Genomic DNA, 18,245 nt, shown 5'->3' on the forward strand with positions numbered 1-18,245 from the left:
TTCTTCCGTAAGAAACGGCACGCGACCAGGTGGTAAGCGACGATCGAGTAGATGATCGAGCCCACCTTGGTTAAACCGTGCAACGTAGATGGCAACCGATTGACGGCACAGATTGACCATTTTGGCCACATCTTTACCGAGATGACCTTCCATGACGAGACGAACAGCAGTCACCCGAACGCGAAGCGAAGCATTTTTGATTTTCCGTTCTTGTTTCCGAAGGGTTCGAGGTGTCCAACCGTGATCATTTGTGATTTTCAGACGTTTCATGCCAATTCCGCTCCTTTTGTATAGAAATATTTAGGAGCAGTATAGCCATGAAAAAAGGTGTTCATACAGAAGTCATCGTTTTAAAGTGCATGTATATAGAATCCCCCAACTGCGTAAAATGCAGCTGGGGGTGTTTTATTGGCGAACAGTGCCTGGCACTGTTCGATAATATTTTGTGTCTAGATCATCAACAATCAATGCAACATGTTGTTTAAATCAAAAAGGCGTCCCCATAGGAGAACGCCTTAACAAACGATTTTACTTGTTTAATAACTTAATAAATTCGCGCATGAATGCTGGTAAATCTGGCCATGCATGAGCGGATACGAAATTGTTATCAACATGAGTTGGCTCAGATACATAGTTGGCACCAATTGCTTCTACACCTGGCTTGCAGGCAATGTATGCGGTCATGCTGCGCCCTTTCATAATATCAGGAAGGGTTTCTAATACAAGTGAAGCATGGCAAATCGCCGCAACTGGTTTGTTCGCTTCAAAGAAATGGCGTACAATTTTTGGCAAGTTTTCATCGAGGCGGATGTATTCTGGCGCACGTCCTCCCGGAATAATGAGCGCATCGTACTGTGTTGGATCGATTTCTGCAAACGATGCATGTGCATCAATGAGATAGCCTGGCTTTTCTACAAAAGTATCCCAATCAGCGAAATCGTGGACAACTGTATGCAGTTTCTTTTTCTTCGGAGCAGCGATTGTAACATCAAAACCTTCCTCTAACAAACGGTAATACGGATAATAAATCTCTAACGCTTCCACCGCATCTCCTGCAACAATTAATACTTTTTTGCTCATATGAACAACCTCTTTCATTACTATGATTATTTATAGAAGGAATTTTAACACAGTACTTTCCATAACCAAAGTATACTGTAACTATTTGGATTTATCAAGGATTCCTAGTTTTTTGAATTTGGACTTTTGAAATTAAATGAATACGACGTCAGTACATTAAATGCTTAAAAGAGGTACCGTATTTTTTGTTTCAAGATTTTCAATCATTTCATACCAAGCCTTTGGCTTGTTTGATAAGACAGAATAATATCGTTTCAAAAACTTCACAACAAGCTCCGCTGGAAGTTCATTTACGTTATCATCCATCGGAAGGAAACAAAGGTCGAGCCCAGTTACAGCCTCTCCATCGTTGTTCCAAGACGGATGAACGTAAGGGAAATCAAGACGCTTATAACCAAGATGAGACAATACTTCACGGCGGACATATGGATCCATCGGTTTAATTCCGCCAAATTCATAATGTTCCACCCGATAAGGATCATAAATTTCCGCAAACATGCCAAATAACTGCTTTCCGTTTGCTGCGGCCCAAGCGTTCAAATCTTCTAGCCTCTTTTGCACTAAAAATCGGCCGATGCCAAGTCCTGGTTGGCCAATGATCGTGAAGTCTGTCATTGCGACATTTAAATCTTCATAATAGCGGTACTCTGTCGCACCTACGACATTCCCTTCATGAACAGCAACACACACACGAATTCCCGGATCTTCAAGAGGCTCTTTCCAAAGATCGAATGCTAATACTTCTTCAGGAGGAAATACCTCTTGCATCAATTCGTGCATTTTTTTAAACAAAGGGTCTTCAATACTCGTAATTCTCCGATATTCCATGTTCATCATTCTCCTTGTTCAGATTTTGTTGTATAAAAAGGATTTTTCCATTCCATCAACGCCGCGTAGTTACAAGACTCTTCATCCTCTAAATAGTTAGCCACCACTTGAACAGGGGTACGGCCGCAGCGAAGCAGGAAAGTGATAACAGGGTCCTTTAATTCTCCTTTGACGACTGCTTCGAGGTATTGTTCTGCCGTCATCTCATGAGCTTTTTTATGATAGCCGGGCATTCTTCCTCCGCCTAACAGACGTTCTAATCCCAATTGAACGACGACTTCATACATGGATAACATTAGCCATTTTCCTAATCCTAATTTGCGATAAGCAGGGCGCACGCCAATATCGACTACATAGAGCGTATTTCCATTTGGATTATGGTTGCGAATATATCCATTATCGGTAATTTCTTCCCATGTATGATCCGGATGATTCGGATCAAAGTCAACAATCAATCCTGTCATCGATCCAGCAATTTCGCCATCGACCTCTACACATAAGGCTCCTTCTGGAAAGAGAGTAACATGGTTTTTCAGCTGTTCCGTGTTCCACCATAATTCAGATGGGAATGGCGGTGGGAAACTTTCTTGCTGGATGCGGATTAAGCCGGGAAAGTCCTTTTCTTCATAATTTCGAATGACCGCAGGAACAGGACGATCTTGGTCAAAGACGTAAAATTCTTTTCGATACATTTTTCTCCCTCCTTTAAGAGCGCTAGTCTTACCTTATACCTTATTTCCAGTCCGGATAGAGATCGGTGCGACGATCGCGCCATGTAGTGACGGAACCGCTTTCGCGAACTTGATATAACAGGTCTAAATCAAGATCAGCGGTTACAACCATATCATGATTGATTTCTCCTTCGACTAAGATGCCGCGCGGAGGAAATGGAATATCGTTCGGTGTAATCACCGCTGCTTGCCCAAAATTCGCCCGCATAAAGTCAACCGTCGGAAGGGAACCTACTGTACCCGTCGTGACAACATAGACTTGATTTTCGATGGCTCTTGCATGGCTTGTGTAACGGACACGATGGAATCCGTGACGATCATCCGTGCAAGAAGGACAGAAAATAACATCAGCACCTTTCGCTTTAGCCATGCGAACAATTTCTGGAAACTCAATGTCATAGCACGTCAACATGGCAATCGTTCCTTTTTCAGTCTCAAACACTTGTAGACCATCACCAGGAGACATGTTCCATTCCTTTACTTCCGTCGGAGTAATATGGAGCTTTGCCTGTTCGGCAACTCTTCCATCTGGATAGAACAAATGAGCCACATTGTATAATCGGTCGCCTTTACGGATGACATGTGTTCCTCCAATAATATGCATCTTTGTTTTCTTGGCTAAATTTATAAATAAAGACCGATATTGTTCAGTAAAATCAGGAAGCTCTTGAATCGTCAAAGGCTGTCCTTGTTCATTGCCAATGGACATGAGCTGAGTAGTAAAAAATTCTGGGAATAAAACAAAATCCGCATCAAATTCTTGAGCTGTTTTAATATAATGCTCCACTTGATTAGCAAATTCTTCAAAAGAATTTATCGTATGGAGATGATATTGAACGGCTGAAACTCTGAGTTTCATAAGCCTCCTCCTTTCTTGTTATCAGTCTTAAAAAATTTTACCTCATTCATGCTATTAATAGCCATGATATTGATATTATTAAGCACATCATTCGCTTTAACAAGTACACACTTTCATGTAACATAGTGTAAAAAAGTATACTAAAAGGGAATATAAAAAATTAAGTGAGGAGAGTCATCAATGTATATACGTAAAAAACGGGCAGCAGACCATTTATAAAGATTCTGCCTGTTTTTTGATGACTATATGCCTCTACAAGGTTTAGCGCTCCAATAAACACACATTCTTTCTGCAAAAATAACGATATTGAAATAAAGGAAGATGAGAAGGCCGTTTTCGAGCTTTTAAAGGAGAGAGCGTTTTTTATTTGGTGGACTCATTGATTTTTACTTGGCCCTTCACGACCGTCTCCATATAATTTTTACCCCACTCATACATAGCATCGAGAATTGGCATTAGACTTTTTCCGTGTTCAGTCAGTGAATATTCTACTTTTGGAGGAACTACTGGATAGACTTTGCGTTCAACAATAAGGTCTGCTTCCAGTTCTCGCAGCTGGTTAACAAGCATTCGTTGGGTGATCCCCGGCATGAGAGCCTTCAGCTCGCCAAACCGCTTCGTCCCACCTTTTCCTAGATGCCATAAAATAAGCATTTTCCATTTACCGCCAATAATGGCAAGTGTCAATTCTTTTTCACAGTTATACATTTTGCCACAAACATGTCCCATTTATTCCACCTCCATTCTCTATTATAAACCAATAGTATACTTTTTAACACTACATGATAATAAAGTGCGTACTTCTAAAATAGGATTATACGGATTATACTAGCTTCTGTAAAACAAAACGTAAGCATAGGAGGGGACAACGTGAATCGTGGTCCAAATATTTTCCATGGGGTATCCGGGGAGTTGTTCCAATGTACACGTGGATGAAATGGCAGCCAATGCCATGCGAGATCCATGCACAAGCACGAATCCGTGTGAAACATCGGTAGAAGAAATGAAAAATTATACATCGCAGCGTTTTATGGTCTGGATGTTAACTTCTAATCGGTACGTACTATCAAAATTTCTTATCAAAGATAAAAAGATTGGATTCCATTTGAATCTGATCTTTTTATCTCACTGTATCCAAAATTTTCGGTTTAGAAAATGTTTCGAAAGGATGGGGGAATGAAAATTGGATTCTATGACCTTTGTCTTGTTTGGAGCAACAGGGGATTTAGCAAAAAGAAAAATTTTTCCTGCATTATATCATTTATTTCTCGATCAAAAAATGCCACATTCGTTTTCCATTATTGGTTTAGGTAGAAGAGAATGGTCGGATGATGACTTTCAAACACATGTGGCACATTCATTAAAAACATTTTCTACACGTTTCATCAATGACCGTTCCAAAATGGAAGAATTTCTTCGTGCGTTTCGTTATATTTCTTTAGATGTAACAAATGTACAAGGGTATAAAAAGCTACTTGAAATCGTTCAACAGCGTGAAAAAGAGTTGAATATTCCTGAAAACCGCATGTTTTATTTATCCGTTGCGCCAGAGTTTTTTGATGTAATTACGTCGAACATCAAGGAAAGTAGATTAGGCTCCACAAAAGGTTGGAAACGTCTGATTATCGAAAAACCCTTTGGGCATGATTTGAAATCAGCACAACATTTAAATGAAAAGTTAAGTCAAGCTTTTGAAGAAGAGGAAATTTATCGAGTGGATCATTATCTTGGAAAGCCGATGGTCCAAAATCTTGAAGCCTTAAAATTTGCCAACCCTTTGTTTCAATCGTTATGGAACAATCAGTATATAGCGAATGTACAAATTACGGCTAGTGAAACGGTTGGGGTAGAAGAGAGAGCGGGGTATTATGACCAGACAGGGGCCATTCGCGATATGTTTCAAAATCATATGTTGCAATTGTTGATGATGACAGCCATGCACTTGCCAAAACGGATCAGCGCAAAAGACATCCGTGACGAAAAAAGAAAAGTCATCGAATCTCTTCGCCCATTACAAAAAGAAGAAGTAGGTTTACATGTCGTTCGCGGCCAATATGGTCCTGGAGAAATCTTTGGTAAACCAGTTGTTGGATATAAAGAAGAGCCTGGAATTGCTGCTTCTTCAACAACGGATACATTTGTTGCGGCTCGCTTGTGGATTGATGATGAGTTTTGGAGTGGGGTGCCATTTTATCTCCGTACGGGGAAAAGAATGAAGGAAAAATCTACTCGTATTGTGATTGAGTTTAAAAATCCATTAAAGGAATGGTACTTGCAAAAAAATGAGGAAACGGCTCCTAATCTTTTAGTGATTGAAATCAGTCCGAATGAGGGTGTTACGTTGCAATTAAATAGTAAAAATATATTAAACAATGGAAAAATCGAGCCTATTCATATGCATTTTTCAACTAATGAGAAAAATGTACCTGAAGCCTATGAAGTGTTAATTTTTGATGCTTTGCGAGGCGATTCGACTTTCTTTGCTCATTGGAAAGAAGTTGAACTCTCTTGGAAGTGGGTACAGCCTGTTTTAGAGGCATTTGAGGGAAATCTCCTTCCCCTTCATTCGTATCGTTCAGGTTCAATGGGGCCAGAGGCTTCTCATCGGTTACTGGAAGAGGACGGATTCAATTGGTGGTAGTTGCGAATGATCTTGTCGAACTTCATTCTCATCATTAGAAAATATCATTTCTAAATGGAACTATAGATTAGCTATGTATATATACGTATAAAATGTGAATAATGTCGAAAGGTTAAATCAGTTCGAGGAGGGCAATGAACATGAAAGTCGGGTTAATCGGTTTAGGGAAAATGGGATTAAACTTAGGTAAAAATCTCATTGACCATAAACATGAAGTAGTGGCGTTTGATGTAAATGCAAATGCGGTTGAAGAAATAAAAAAATACGGCGCTAAAGGTGTATCAAGCTTAGAGGAACTCGTTTTATCATTAGAAAATCCAAGAATTGTTTGGCTCATGGTTCCGCACAATGTTGTTGATTCGGTTATTCGTGAGATTATCCCATTTTTAAGCAAAGGAGACATCGTGATTGATGGTGGAAATTCTCATTATAAGGAATCGATTCGTCGTTACAACCAGTTAAAAGAAGCTGGGATTCATTTTATGGATGCCGGGACTTCTGGCGGGGTAGAAGGTGCTCGGAACGGAGCATGCTACATGGTTGGAGGAGATCCTGAAGCTTGGAGCATTGTCGAGCCTCTTTTCCGAGATACGGCTGTAGAAAATGGGTATTTATATGCAGGAAAAGCAGGCAGCGGCCACTTTTTAAAAATGGTTCACAATGGGATTGAATACGGGATGATGGCTGCCATTGGTGAAGGATTTGAAATATTAGAGAAAAGCGAATTCGATTATGACTATGAAAAAGTAGCAAGAGTATGGAATAACGGTTCGGTTATTCGTTCATGGCTTATGGAATTAACAGAACGCGCCTTTTCTAAAGATGCAAAATTAGAGGAAATCAAAGGAATTATGCATTCTTCCGGTGAAGGAAAATGGACAGTCGAAACAGCTTTAGATTTACAAACAGCCACTCCTGTCATCGCTATGTCCTTATTGATGCGTTATCGTTCATTAGAAACAGATACATTTACAGGTAAAGTAGTAGCAGCTTTACGCAACGAATTTGGCGGACATGCTGTAGAAAAAAATGAGGAAAAATAAATTGGTATTATGTCAAGAAAATAGACACATAAAATCGAGAAAAACTTTAAAACCCTACTGTCGCACTTCGTTTGGAGGCCTCTTGATAAGGAGAACAGTTGGAAAACCTTTCTCCTTGTCAAGAGGATTAAGAAACCGCCATATCGCGACTTTTTTCATTCAGAGAAGGATTGTTTTTTGCCTTGCTGGACGAGCATAGAAAAAAGGACAACTTTTTTGTAGAATGAAAGTATTCACAAAAAATGAAGATAGAGGGGAAACATTAATGAAAAAAACGGTTCGTGTCGTAGGGGCAGTGATATTTGATGATCAAAATCGTGTGTTGTGTGCACTTCGGTCGCATGCGATGTCACTCCCTAACCTTTGGGAATTTCCGGGTGGGAAAGTTGAAAAAGGGGAGAAGGAGGAAGAAACATTAGTCAGGGAAATTCATGAGGAATTAGGATGTACGATTGAAGTACATGAAAAAATTGAAGAAGTGCATTACGAATATCCCCAAGTTATTGTCCATTTACTGACATATAAAGCGACAATTATTGAGGGAGAACCGCAAGCGAAAGAACATGCTGAATTAAGATGGGTGCCGCTTCGAGATTTAAAATCTCTTGAATGGGCACCCGCTGATATTCCGACTGTAGATGCTTTATTAGCGAATCAAGTCAATATATAAATCTTCCGGCACGGGATGATGTAGTCGCCATGTGATACTCATCGGCTTATCTCCATAGCTCGACACATAATCGACTTCACCGAGATAAGTAAACGGCAATGTCATTCCGTGCATTTCTTCAAACTTTCGAACAAATAGATGAATATGGATTCCAAGTTCTTTATGATGAATAAAATTTTGTCCGACAGAAGAATGATGAGACGTTTGATTTTGGCTTTGCCAATGAAAATGCTTTTGGTCAAGAAAATAATCTTTGTAATGTAAATGTTCTTTCACTCTTTCTGATTTATTTAAATTAACGAACAGTAAATAATGGTTTCTAACTTTACTTACTCCTTCTCGCCACGATCCTTCTTTTACTCCTGCTTCAAATAAGAAAATTAAATCATTTCTCGTATAGTTTTGATAAAGAGTAAGCTTTTCTCCTTTAGCTAAAAATCGTTCAGGACGATACGTTCTCCTAAATTCAATGAGTCCGTAGTCGATACGATCTTTGATGTAATTGAAAAACTGTGTATCTTCAGTTAAAGCAAGAATGTCATCATTCAAGATGAATTGCTGGCCATTTCGTTGTCCAAACGACCATTTTTGTTTTTTATATGGCAATGATAGGCGATCCATCGATTGTATAATCATCTGTTGATGTTTTTCTAACGGAACATCTACGGCAAACTTTTTGGCAAGTTGTTTTACGACATCTTCACAAGATACGACTTTTTGTAAAAGAGCTAGCTGCAAAATGACAAAATCGTACGGCCATTTGATCGGGAGTTGGTTTTCTAGTCGTTCAACGCACTCACACATCAATGGGTAGTGTAAAATCATTTGGTCAAGCTTGTTTATATCATTCATTTTTTCTTTTGTTTTGACCCATGAACGATACTTATATATGAAAAACGTTAAGCTTGGCGATTGTTCGTAATATAAAAAATCTAATATTTCTGGTGAGCGCCCAAGCTCATTTTTAAACTGTTGATATAGCATTTTTAACATATCCGTTGAATTCATTTTAATAGAGTCAATGCGGTCTAAAATTTCCCTTTGTGTTACTGGATCTAGATCAACGTATGCGCCGCCTGGTAGATCGGCAAATTCGTGTGTAATTGCAACACGGAGGGAATCTTTATCAAACGCTTTGTCGTTCAGTTGCCCAGCGAGAGCGAGCGGAATCATAAACGATTTTTGGTAATTTCCTACAAAATCCAAAACCGTCACAAACTCTTTTCCTTTTACTTTCCTTAGTCCTCTTCCTAGTTGTTGAATAAATACAGTCGATGATTCGGTAGGTCTTAAAAATAATAAAAGATTTAAACTTGGAATATCAATTCCTTCGTTAAAAATGTTAACAGTAAAGATGAATTCAAGTGGATCGTCTGGATTTTCTAGTCTCTTTATAATCTGTTCACGATATTCCACACTATGTTCACCAGTTAAGTATGTTGTGCAATATCCGCGTTTATTAAATTGTTCGCTCATATATTTTGCATGATCGATATTTACACAAAAAGCGAGCCCGACGATACGATCACCGTCATAACTATACGTACGAATCATTTCAATAATAAAATCTGTTCGTTCGTTTGTTTTTAAAGCTTTCACAAGCAGCGCTTCATCAAACATACCGTTTTTTAATGGAATTTGACTATAGTCTACCGTACGATCTGAAATACCAAAGTAGTGAAATGGTGCGAGCAACTGTGCGTCTAGCGCCTCTCTTAAACGTATTTCATATACAACGTTATGGTCACAAATTGCTAAAACGTCTCTGCCATCCATTCTTTCCGGTGTTGCTGTTAAGCCAAGCAAAAATTTCGGCTGGAAATAACGAATCACTTTTTGATACGTAGGTGCTTCGGCATGATGAAATTCATCGATAATGATATAGTCAAATTCATGTTGCCCAAAATGTTGCAACGTTTCGTCTTTAGAGAGTGATTGAACGGTACTAAATAAGTACGGTTTATCGAATTGTTTCACTGTCCCTGTAATTTTCCCAAATAGGTGGTCATTTCCTATCACATGTTTAAATGTTTCAATTGCCTTATCTAACAATTCTTCACGATGGGCGATAAATAAAAGCTTTTTTGGATCATATGCTTTGACGTCAAAAGCGGCTAAATACGTTTTTCCAGTTCCAGTAGCAGCGATAATGACGCCTTTTGTGTTACCACTTTTTCTTGTATGTTCAAGGTTTTTTAATGCTTTTTTTTGCATATCGTTTGGCTTCACACTTGAGGTAACGATATATTCTCCTTTCGGCTCAGCAGCTAAAGATTCGCTTTCTTTTCTTATTGTTTGTTGTTCGTATTTTTGGATAAATGCATAATCAAGAGAAATCGCATCTGTATGATTCCATATTTTATCAAAAATTTGCTTTGTATGCTCATAGATTGGTAAAAAGCTTGTATCGGGTAGCTTTACATTTAGCTCATGTCCGTTAATGAGGGCTGAGTGCGAAATATTTGACGAGCCTATGATTACTGTATTTAATCCTGAATGTCGATGGAACATATATGCTTTCGTATGAAAAGAATGTTGTTGCGTATCGATTATTTTTACTTGTACGTTCGAAAATTGCATGAGTTTTTTGAGTGCTTTTAGTTCTGTAATGTTTAGATAGGTCGATGTGATGATGCGTACAGGAATACGTTCTTTTTCAAGCATAAGTAGTGGACGAATCAATAATTGCAACCCCGACATTCGGATAAAGCTAACCATAAAATCGACAGAATCAGCTGTCAGCATTTCATATTTTAATGTTTTAAAAAAGTTTTTCATTGTATGTTTATCGTTATATAGTAAATGTAACCGAGATAAGAAAAAATCCTCTATAATTGGTATTTCTCGTTGTCCGTATGTGTATGTAATCATAGAGAGTGGCAAAGAAAAAGAATCTTCGTTATTTGATACTAAAGTAGAAATGTGTTTCGTTAGTTGTATAATTTCATCAAAACGGTTCTCTTCTGCCAAACTTTTTAGTTTATGAGCGAGCTGTTTAGCGGAATGAAGAACGAGAACTTCAATGTAATCTTTCGGTGATAGACGTTGTATGACACTTGTATCAGGGTATTGTTTAGCAAGAAGTTGCAATTCTTCGAAAAAGATTTTTTCCATCAATAAAAACCACCTAACGTATTTTTTATAAAATTTTACCATGATTTGTGTGACATTTCTATCGTTATATCGAGATGACGTGATTGAAGTGAGATATTCAATATTCTTCTTTTCTTCGCATGTTGTATCGTGTTTCATCTTCAATTTTTCACTATCGAATTAAACGAACAAAATTGACGTCATGCATTCCCACACAGCACGATGAAAGAAAATAGGATATACTAATACATACAACCATCATTTGAACGTTTCATAAGGGAGGAAGCACGTTGGACGAGAACTGGAACTTTGACAATAGTTATGCTCGTTTGCCTGAGCGATTTTTTACAAGAATTTACCCGACGCCTGTCAGTGACCCAAAGCTTGTCGTGCTTAATCGTTCGCTGGCAGGGGAACTTGGGCTATGTACGGAGGCGCTAGCGAGCGAGGATGGGGTGGCGGTGTTTGCCGGAAATCGAATTCCTGAAGGTGCGGAGCCTTTGGCGCAGGCGTATGCAGGACATCAGTTCGGATATTTTAATATGCTTGGCGACGGGCGAGCGATTTTACTTGGTGAACATGTGACGCCAGACGGAGAACGGTTCGATATTCAGCTGAAAGGGTCGGGACGGACGCCGTATTCGCGCGGGGGAGATGGACGTGCGGCGCTCGGGCCGATGCTTCGTGAGTATATCATTAGTGAGGCGATGCATGCGCTTCGTATTCCAACGACGCGCAGTTTAGCCGTTGTGACAACAGGGGAAGTTGTTATTCGCGAAACAGAGCTGCCAGGGGCGATTTTAACGCGCGTGGCAGCGAGTCATTTGCGTGTCGGGACGTTTCAATATGCGGCACGCTTTTTATCGAAAGAGGAATTGCAAGCGTTAGCCGATTATGCGATCGAGCGACATTATCCAAACGGAGAACAGACGTCCAATCGTTATGCTTTTTTGCTTGAAGAAGTGATGAAAAAGCAGGCGGCGCTTGTAGCGAAATGGCAATTAGTCGGGTTTATTCATGGGGTGATGAACACCGATAATATGACGATTAGCGGTGAGACGATTGATTACGGACCGTGCGCGTTTATGGATGTGTACGATCCAAAGACGGTGTTTAGCTCCATTGATACGCAAGGGCGGTATGCGTACGGTAATCAGCCGTATATCGCTGGATGGAATATTGCACGTTTGGCTGAAAGTCTTTTGCCGCTTCTGCATGATAATGAGGAAAAAGCGATTGAGCTTGCGCAAGAAACGATAGGTCGATTTCCGGCGTTGTATGAAACGTATTGGCTAGAAGGGATGCGGGCAAAACTCGGGCTTTTTACGAAAGAGGAGGAAGACAAAAAGCTTATCGGGGAGTTGCTTCATCTTATGTATACTTATCGTGCTGACTATACGAATACGTTTCGCTCATTAACGTTAGGCGAGTGGAATTTTTGCGAACAACAGTTTCGTGATTGGTATGCACGTTGGCAGGAAAGAATCGCCCGTCAAGGCGTAACAAAAGATGAAGTGTATGAACGAATGCGGCAAAACAACCCGGCGATCATTCCGCGCAACTATCGGGTCGAAGAAGCGCTGACGGCGGCGGTTGAACGCGGGGATTATACGGTCATGGAGCAGTTGCTTCATGCGTTGCAACATCCGTATGCATACACGAAAGAACAAGAACAATATGCTATACCTCCTGAGCCGTCTGATCGGCCGTATCGGACGTTTTGTGGGACGTAAATAAGGAAGAGCTTCATGATCATCAAGTATTTTCCGTTGAAGTAAAATAAGAAGGCGCCCACAGACGCCTTCTTTTTAATCTACTTTTAACACGACGCGGCCGTTAATTTGCCCTTTTAACATACGATCGAATACGTCGTTAATGTTTTCAAGCGGTTGCACTTCGACAATTGTTTTTACTTTTCCTTCTGCTGCAAATTGAAGTGCTTCTTGTAAGTCTTTGCGCGTACCAACGATAGAACCAATAATTTTTACTCCATTTAATACTGTATCGAAAATTGGAATAGGTATTTCTTCCGGCGGTAATCCGACGAGTACGCAAGCACCACCGCGACGAATGGCTTTGTAGGCTGATTCGAACGCGGCTTTTGAAACAGCTGTGACGACAGTCGCATGCACACCGCCCACTTTTTCTTTTATCCATTGTGCTGCATCATCATGTTTCGGATTGACGACAAGATCTGCACCAAGTTGTTTAGCAAGCTCAAGTTTTTCATCACCTAAATCGACAGCAACGACGTTTAACCCCATCGCCTTTGCGTATTGGACTGCGACATGTCCAAGCCCGCCGATACCGTAAATGGCTACCCATTCACCTGGTTTTGCGCCTGTTACTTTGAGCGCTTTATATGTTGTTACACCAGCGCAAAAGATTGGAGCGGCTTCTTCAAACGATAAGTTATCAGGAATTTTTACGACATAATCGGCTGCAGCACGGCAATATTCAGCATAACCACCATCGACGGAATAGCCAGCGTTTTGTTGACGTTCGCATAATGTTTCTTGTCCGCTTAAGCAATAGTCACAATGACCGCACGCCGAATAAAGCCAAGGGACACCTACGCGATCTCCAACTTTTAAATGTGTTACCCCAGGACCTACTTCTTCAATTACACCGACACCTTCATGGCCAGGAATGAGGGGCAGTTTAGGTTTCACAGGCCAGTCGCCATGTGCGGCATGCAAGTCTGTATGGCATACCCCACACGCTTTGATGCGCACTAATACTTCCCCGTATGAGATCTTAGGTTTTTCCACTTCTTTCACTTGTAACGGCTTTTTAAATTGTTCCACAACTGCAGCTTTCATGATTATAATCCTCCTTCTAGGCAAAAAGGGACTTTTTGATCTGTACATATGTAGTGTAGCGTACATTTAACTTGTGAAAAATATCGCAAATAAAATGTTCAAAAAAATGAAAAATATTTTTGGATAAAAAGTTAAAAATTTGGTTCGGGAGTTGACATCATATAAAGTTTCCATTTTAGTCACAATTTCGTATTTCCTTTTTCTTGTTGCTATGCTAAGATAAAAATGCAAAAAATTGAATAATAGGCAAACTACTCAAAAGGGTAGGTCGCAAAGCTATAGGGGCTACGTCTATGTGTATAGATATGCCAGCCAGTTGCCCTTCTTGTGAAGTATTAAGAAGGTTCCGTTCTCTAGGATACGTGTCGAACTATAGCTGCCTCTATTTACTTTGTTTGGGCAGCTTTTTTATTTTACTAAGACAGGGGGAAGCATCATGAGTTTAACGGTAAGAAAAAAAATAATTGCGACGGTTCTTCCAGTGTTATTGTTATTTTTTGTCGTAAGTATGCTTACATATAATCGTTTACAACAAATTGATGAGCAGTATTCTAATGCGATGAAAGAAGGGTTTGAACAAATAAATATTGTTACAAGTATGCAAAATGCGGTGTTGCGCGAACGAATTGCTATAGAGGAATATTTAATTAGCGGAAAACCTGAAAGTTTAAATGCATTTGAACAAGCAGCGAGCGAATTTGCGGATAATCAAGAAAAAATGACATCATTACAGTTAGAGAGCAAAGCAAAGGAAGCGGTTGATCGGTTAGTAAAAGCAGAGCAAGACTATCGTGATATTGCGAAACAGGTAGTGGAGTTCAAAAAGCAAGGTCAAATGGCTGAAATTTCACGCCTCATGAAAGAGCGAGAAAATGCCATTACGTTAGAAGTAACTGAAGTGGGTGAGCAAGCGCGGGTAGCACTAGAAAAACATTTACAGCAAATGAGCGCGATGTTGTCACAACAAGCAACAGATATGAAATACATGACGCTTATTATAATTGGTGTCGCCTTTTTTGTGAGTATGGCAATTGCGCTTTATATTAGCGAAAAAATCGCAAGACCAGTGAAACAAATTTCCGATCATGCTGAAAAAATTGCACATGGTGATTTGTCGGTTGATGATATTCATGTGACAAATCAAGATGAAATTGGTGATTTGGCGAAGTCGTTTAATCGAATGGCTCACAATTTAAAACAGCTTATTCAACAAGTAAGCGCAGCGACAGAGCATGTGTCTGCTTCGGCACAAGAACTCATGGCAAGCGCTGAGCAGGCAAGCGCAGCAACGGAAGAAGTAACGACAGCCATTCAAGAAGTAGCTCAAGGGGCAGAAATGCAAGGAAGACATGCAGAAGAAAGCGTGCAGGCTATTAGTGAGATGGCAGCAGGAATTGAGCGGATGGCTCAAACAGCTACCGTTGTAGCGAACTCTGCGACAGAGACGACGAAGCAAGCGACTGTCGGACAACAATATTTACGAAAAGTCGTTATGCAAATGAATACAATTAACCAATCAACAAATGAAACGAATGCAGTGATTAAAGAGCTAAACGAAAAATCAGCACAAATCGGGAAAATTGTTGATGTCATCGTCGGTATTGCTGAACAAACAAATTTATTGGTGCTTAACGCAGCCATTGAAGCGGCACGAGCAGGAGAGCATGGCAAAGGATTTGCGGTTGTGGCGGACGAAGTGCGTAAATTGGCGGAACAATCACGCGAATCGGCCAATCAAATTGCCCTGTTAATCGAAATGATTCAACAAAATACAGGCCATGTCGTCAACATTGTTGAAAAAGGAACAGAAGAAGTGAAACAAGGAACAAAATTCGTGGAAGAGGCAGGAACATTTTTTGCACAAATTTTACGTTCGATTGAACAAGTGAATGAACAAATTCAAGAGCTATCAGCGGTTTCAGAACAAATGTCGGCTGGTGTCCATCAAGTGCATGCGTCCATGGATGAAGTATCGTCGATTGCGAAACGTTTCGTTGAACGGACGGCTGAAATTTCTGCTTCCTCTGAAGAACAACTCGCTTCTAGTGAAGAAATCATGTCCGCAGCTACATCGTTAGCTGGAATGGCCGAGAAATTAAGAAATGAAGTGGCGAAGTTTAGAGTGTAGTACGAGTTACGAGGTTAGGAAAGAAGGTGTCCCGACATTCGGACACCTTCTTCGTCTCATTTCGCTACTAGCATGTGACGAATGGCGAAAAAAATGAGTGGACAATGTTGTTAATGACGAGCATGTTTGTCAGTGAATCCACCAGCTTGATCCGCTCGTTTAAAATCGCGAGCATATGTCATTTCTTGCGCACTAGAGAGCGTGCTTTTTGTTTTCCCACGTTTCTTTTTGTCAGTCATATGTATCCCTCGTTTTTGTAAAATGTAACATTAACATTATGAACAGAAAAATAAAAAATTATCCAAATAAAAAAACCTGTTCGCACAGAACAGGTTACGCTTCTTTTAATTGTTGTTCATCATCAGCTTTTTGTTGGCGCATCACATATAACGTATAGTTGTCCTTTGAAATTTCATATAAGTTGTATATGTCTTCACCTTGATTAATTTCTTCCCATAATCGCTTTCTCGTTTCATTAGCAAGGGTGACGTAAGGAAGTTTTTCAGCAGCTTTTGTGGAGCGGACGTTGACTTTGCGAATGCGCATGAAGATCGTGTTGATGGAACGTTCATAAAACAGTTCGTTAAAGAAGGCGTCTTTGGCAAGTTGGTTGTATCCTTTTCCATGATACGGTTTTCCGAGCCATGTGCCTAAAAAGCCAGCGCCATCTTCAATATCAAATAAGTTAATCGTTCCAATCGGATTGCCCCACTCATCTAAAATGGTGCGCGAAATGAGTTCACCGCGTTCTTCGGCTTCGATTGTTTGTTTTGTAATAAATAAAAACTCCTCGTATGAATATGCTTTATGGCGCACGAAAGGGAAGACGTCCGGGTGCACCATAAGCTCATACAACGCTTGACAATCTTGCAGTTCGCGTTTTTTTAACATCGGATTTCCCTCCATTCACGAGGGCAGTCGACCATAGGGAACGAGCCACCCTCGAAATTTTTTAATTTATGCAAATCAAAAAATTTCGGGGTGGGAATCGAACCCACTAGAACCAGCACATTGCTGGTGGCGCACCATTTGCCTTCCCTTACTGTCGCATCGGTATATAATCTTGAACGTATATATTTCGTGTATAACCTTTTATATCATACTTGAAACAGTGTAAAAAATAAATAGTTTTTTTATTAATTTTTTTTGTATATTATTTCTCCATTTATCATGGTGAACATAGGAGTTGCGAGGTAGTGGAACGGATGATAATTCCAAACGACAATATCGGCATCTTTTCCAATCTCTAAGCTGCCGACACGGTCATCAACTCCTAAGTTGCGTGCTGGTAAAATCGTAATGCCTTCGAGCGCTTTTTGTTCATCAAGCCCTTCACGTACAGCAATCGCAGCGCAAATGTGTAAATATTGAATCGGTGTGTAAGGATGGTCTGTTGTGATAGAGACGTGAACGCCGGCATCAGATAAAATTTTATACGTTTTCCAACTTTTGTTTTTCAATTCTACTTTCGATCGACGTGTTAGTGTTGGTCCGACAGAAACTTGTAAATCTCGTCCTTGTAGTTCTTCAGCAATGAGATGCCCTTCGGTACAATGTTCGATGCGTAAGTCAAGCCCGAATTCATCTGCAAAACGGATGGCGGATAAAATGTCATCGGCGCGATGGGCGTGAACACGGATCGGAATGTCGCGATTTAACGCTTGAATAATAGGGATCGTACGAAAATCGTGCGGCCAATCGCTATATTTCGCGTTGTAAAATGTTTCGCGCAGCATTCCCATAATGCCCATACGTGTAAGCGATTCTTTATTTCCCTGACTGTGCATTCGTTTTGGGTTTTCTCCAAGGGCGAGTTTTAGACCTGCGGTTTCTTTCACAATCATTTTTGAGACGTTTTTTCCGTACGTTTTAATGACTGCCGTCGTTCCTCCGATGACATTTGCACTTCCTGGCATAATGTGTACCGTTGTAATCCCATGTTCGATTGCATCGCGAAAACCTGGATCGAGTGGATATACGCTATCAATGGCACGCACATGCGGCGTCATCGTTTCAATCGTTTCGTTCGCGTCGTTGCCCGCCCATCCCGTTCCTTCGTCATATAAACCAAGGTGTGTATGAACGTCGATAAAACCTGGAAAGACGTATTTTCCTGATACATCAATAACTTCTGATTGTTCATATACAGGAAGGTCATAGCCTATCTCCTTAATTTTTCCATTTTCAATACGTACATCAGCCCCCTTCATCGGTGGGAAAGTGATTGGGTATATCGTACCGTACTTTAGTAATATATCTTTCATGGCGAGCTCCTTTATTTCTTTTTCTATTATTGTATTTGTCACGAAACTTACGCAAGGAAGCCCCCGCCTTTAGGCACGGGGAGGAA

At 40.3% G+C, this 18,245-nt stretch carries 16 protein-coding genes and 1 riboswitch; of the genes, 5 read left to right on the plus strand and 11 right to left on the minus strand.

Features of this window, described 5'->3' with window-relative positions; all coding sequences use genetic code 11:
* The 6 genes from ABEV15_RS13155 to hxlR form a co-directional block, all read right to left on the minus strand.
* Positions 1–270: helix-turn-helix domain-containing protein (locus ABEV15_RS13155; RefSeq protein ID WP_498853468.1), on the minus strand; the 270-nt coding region annotated here is incomplete at its 3' end.
* Positions 271–528: 258 nt separating this feature from the next.
* Positions 529–1,080, minus strand: a complete 552-nt coding sequence (locus tag ABEV15_RS13160; protein WP_498853469.1) for a DJ-1/PfpI family protein — start codon at positions 1,078–1,080, stop codon at positions 529–531.
* A 156-nt stretch (positions 1,081–1,236) separates the two neighbouring features.
* Positions 1,237–1,908, minus strand: coding sequence for a hypothetical protein (locus ABEV15_RS13165; protein ID WP_064220699.1), 672 nt, complete (start codon positions 1,906–1,908; stop codon positions 1,237–1,239).
* Positions 1,909–1,913: 5 nt separating this feature from the next.
* Positions 1,914–2,600 (minus strand): GNAT family N-acetyltransferase, encoded by a 687-nt coding sequence (locus ABEV15_RS13170; protein ID WP_129000801.1) that lies wholly within the window; start codon positions 2,598–2,600, stop codon positions 1,914–1,916.
* 40 nt (positions 2,601–2,640) lie between these two features.
* Positions 2,641–3,498 carry a carbon-nitrogen hydrolase family protein gene (locus ABEV15_RS13175; RefSeq protein ID WP_429633015.1) on the minus strand — a complete coding sequence of 286 codons (858 nt, stop codon included), beginning with the start codon at positions 3,496–3,498 and terminating at the stop codon, positions 2,641–2,643.
* Positions 3,499–3,861: 363 nt separating this feature from the next.
* On the minus strand, positions 3,862–4,227 hold the full coding sequence (gene hxlR / locus ABEV15_RS13180; RefSeq protein ID WP_064214221.1) for a transcriptional activator HxlR: 366 nt from the start codon (positions 4,225–4,227) through the stop codon (positions 3,862–3,864).
* Between the two features lie 454 nt (positions 4,228–4,681).
* Here hxlR and zwf point away from each other — a divergent pair, with 454 nt between their 5' ends.
* The 3 genes from zwf to ABEV15_RS13195 all read left to right on the plus strand — a co-directional run bounded on the left by zwf (position 4,682) and on the right by ABEV15_RS13195 (position 7,852).
* Complete coding sequence (gene zwf, locus ABEV15_RS13185) at positions 4,682–6,139, plus strand: glucose-6-phosphate dehydrogenase (protein WP_498853470.1); 1,458 nt, start codon at positions 4,682–4,684, stop codon at positions 6,137–6,139.
* A 140-nt stretch (positions 6,140–6,279) separates the two neighbouring features.
* On the plus strand, positions 6,280–7,182 hold the full coding sequence (gnd, locus tag ABEV15_RS13190) for a phosphogluconate dehydrogenase (NAD(+)-dependent, decarboxylating) (RefSeq protein WP_498853471.1): 903 nt from the start codon (positions 6,280–6,282) through the stop codon (positions 7,180–7,182).
* A gap of 265 nt (positions 7,183–7,447) precedes the next feature.
* Positions 7,448–7,852 (plus strand): (deoxy)nucleoside triphosphate pyrophosphohydrolase, encoded by a 405-nt coding sequence (locus ABEV15_RS13195; protein ID WP_075039724.1) that lies wholly within the window; start codon positions 7,448–7,450, stop codon positions 7,850–7,852.
* Here ABEV15_RS13195 and ABEV15_RS13200 read toward each other — a convergent pair.
* The gene (locus ABEV15_RS13200) at positions 7,829–10,966 is read right to left on the minus strand and encodes a DUF3427 domain-containing protein (RefSeq protein WP_498853472.1); all 3,138 of its coding nucleotides are present in this window, start codon (positions 10,964–10,966) and stop codon (positions 7,829–7,831) included. The genes ABEV15_RS13195 and ABEV15_RS13200 overlap by 24 nt on opposite strands.
* A 269-nt stretch (positions 10,967–11,235) precedes the next feature.
* On the opposite strand from ABEV15_RS13200, the gene ABEV15_RS13205 reads away from it, so the two are divergent.
* Complete coding sequence (locus ABEV15_RS13205; protein WP_498853473.1) at positions 11,236–12,678, plus strand: protein adenylyltransferase SelO; 1,443 nt, start codon at positions 11,236–11,238, stop codon at positions 12,676–12,678.
* 75 nt (positions 12,679–12,753) lie between these two features.
* Here ABEV15_RS13205 and adhP read toward each other — a convergent pair whose 3' ends face one another.
* Positions 12,754–13,767, minus strand: coding sequence for an alcohol dehydrogenase AdhP (gene adhP, locus ABEV15_RS13210; protein ID WP_498853474.1), 1,014 nt, complete (start codon positions 13,765–13,767; stop codon positions 12,754–12,756).
* A gap of 235 nt (positions 13,768–14,002) precedes the next feature.
* Positions 14,003–14,091: riboswitch (cyclic di-GMP riboswitch) on the plus strand.
* Positions 14,092–14,203: 112 nt separating this feature from the next.
* On the opposite strand from adhP, the gene ABEV15_RS13215 reads away from it, so the two are divergent.
* The gene (locus ABEV15_RS13215; protein ID WP_498853475.1) at positions 14,204–15,895 is read left to right on the plus strand and encodes a methyl-accepting chemotaxis protein; all 1,692 of its coding nucleotides are present in this window, start codon (positions 14,204–14,206) and stop codon (positions 15,893–15,895) included.
* A gap of 110 nt (positions 15,896–16,005) precedes the next feature.
* Here ABEV15_RS13215 and ABEV15_RS13220 read toward each other — a convergent pair whose 3' ends face one another.
* From ABEV15_RS13220 to ABEV15_RS13230, 3 genes are all read right to left on the minus strand, one after another.
* Positions 16,006–16,134 (minus strand): YfhE family protein, encoded by a 129-nt coding sequence (locus ABEV15_RS13220; protein ID WP_129000792.1) that lies wholly within the window; start codon positions 16,132–16,134, stop codon positions 16,006–16,008.
* A 94-nt stretch (positions 16,135–16,228) separates the two neighbouring features.
* Complete coding sequence (locus ABEV15_RS13225; protein ID WP_429633034.1) at positions 16,229–16,786, minus strand: GNAT family N-acetyltransferase; 558 nt, start codon at positions 16,784–16,786, stop codon at positions 16,229–16,231.
* A gap of 245 nt (positions 16,787–17,031) precedes the next feature.
* The gene (locus ABEV15_RS13230) at positions 17,032–18,159 is read right to left on the minus strand and encodes an amidohydrolase (RefSeq protein WP_498853476.1); all 1,128 of its coding nucleotides are present in this window, start codon (positions 18,157–18,159) and stop codon (positions 17,032–17,034) included.
* Positions 18,160–18,245: the final 86 nt, after the last annotated feature.

Source organism: Bhargavaea massiliensis (genome assembly GCF_050480245.1).
Classification (GTDB): domain Bacteria; phylum Bacillota; class Bacilli; order Bacillales; family Anoxybacillaceae; genus Anoxybacillus.

Excerpts from the sequence above, each read along its gene's own strand:
- ABEV15_RS13160 (WP_498853469.1), bottom strand. The coding sequence starts at position 1,080 with ATGAGCAAAAAAGTATTAATTGTTGCAGGAGATGCGGTGGAAGCGTTA.
- ABEV15_RS13165 (WP_064220699.1), bottom strand. The coding sequence starts at position 1,908 with ATGGAATATCGGAGAATTACGAGTATTGAAGACCCTTTGTTTAAAAAA.
- ABEV15_RS13170 (WP_129000801.1), bottom strand. The coding sequence starts at position 2,600 with ATGTATCGAAAAGAATTTTACGTCTTTGACCAAGATCGTCCTGTTCCT.
- ABEV15_RS13175 (WP_429633015.1), bottom strand. The coding sequence starts at position 3,498 with ATGAAACTCAGAGTTTCAGCCGTTCAATATCATCTCCATACGATAAAT.
- hxlR (WP_064214221.1), bottom strand. The coding sequence starts at position 4,227 with ATGGGACATGTTTGTGGCAAAATGTATAACTGTGAAAAAGAATTGACA.
- gnd (WP_498853471.1), top strand. The coding sequence starts at position 6,280 with ATGAAAGTCGGGTTAATCGGTTTAGGGAAAATGGGATTAAACTTAGGT.
- ABEV15_RS13195 (WP_075039724.1), top strand. The coding sequence starts at position 7,448 with ATGAAAAAAACGGTTCGTGTCGTAGGGGCAGTGATATTTGATGATCAA.
- ABEV15_RS13200 (WP_498853472.1), bottom strand. The coding sequence starts at position 10,966 with ATGGAAAAAATCTTTTTCGAAGAATTGCAACTTCTTGCTAAACAATAC.
- adhP (WP_498853474.1), bottom strand. The coding sequence starts at position 13,767 with ATGAAAGCTGCAGTTGTGGAACAATTTAAAAAGCCGTTACAAGTGAAA.
- ABEV15_RS13215 (WP_498853475.1), top strand. The coding sequence starts at position 14,204 with ATGAGTTTAACGGTAAGAAAAAAAATAATTGCGACGGTTCTTCCAGTG.
- ABEV15_RS13220 (WP_129000792.1), bottom strand. The coding sequence starts at position 16,134 with ATGACTGACAAAAAGAAACGTGGGAAAACAAAAAGCACGCTCTCTAGT.
- ABEV15_RS13225 (WP_429633034.1), bottom strand. The coding sequence starts at position 16,786 with ATGTTAAAAAAACGCGAACTGCAAGATTGTCAAGCGTTGTATGAGCTT.
- ABEV15_RS13230 (WP_498853476.1), bottom strand. The coding sequence starts at position 18,159 with ATGAAAGATATATTACTAAAGTACGGTACGATATACCCAATCACTTTC.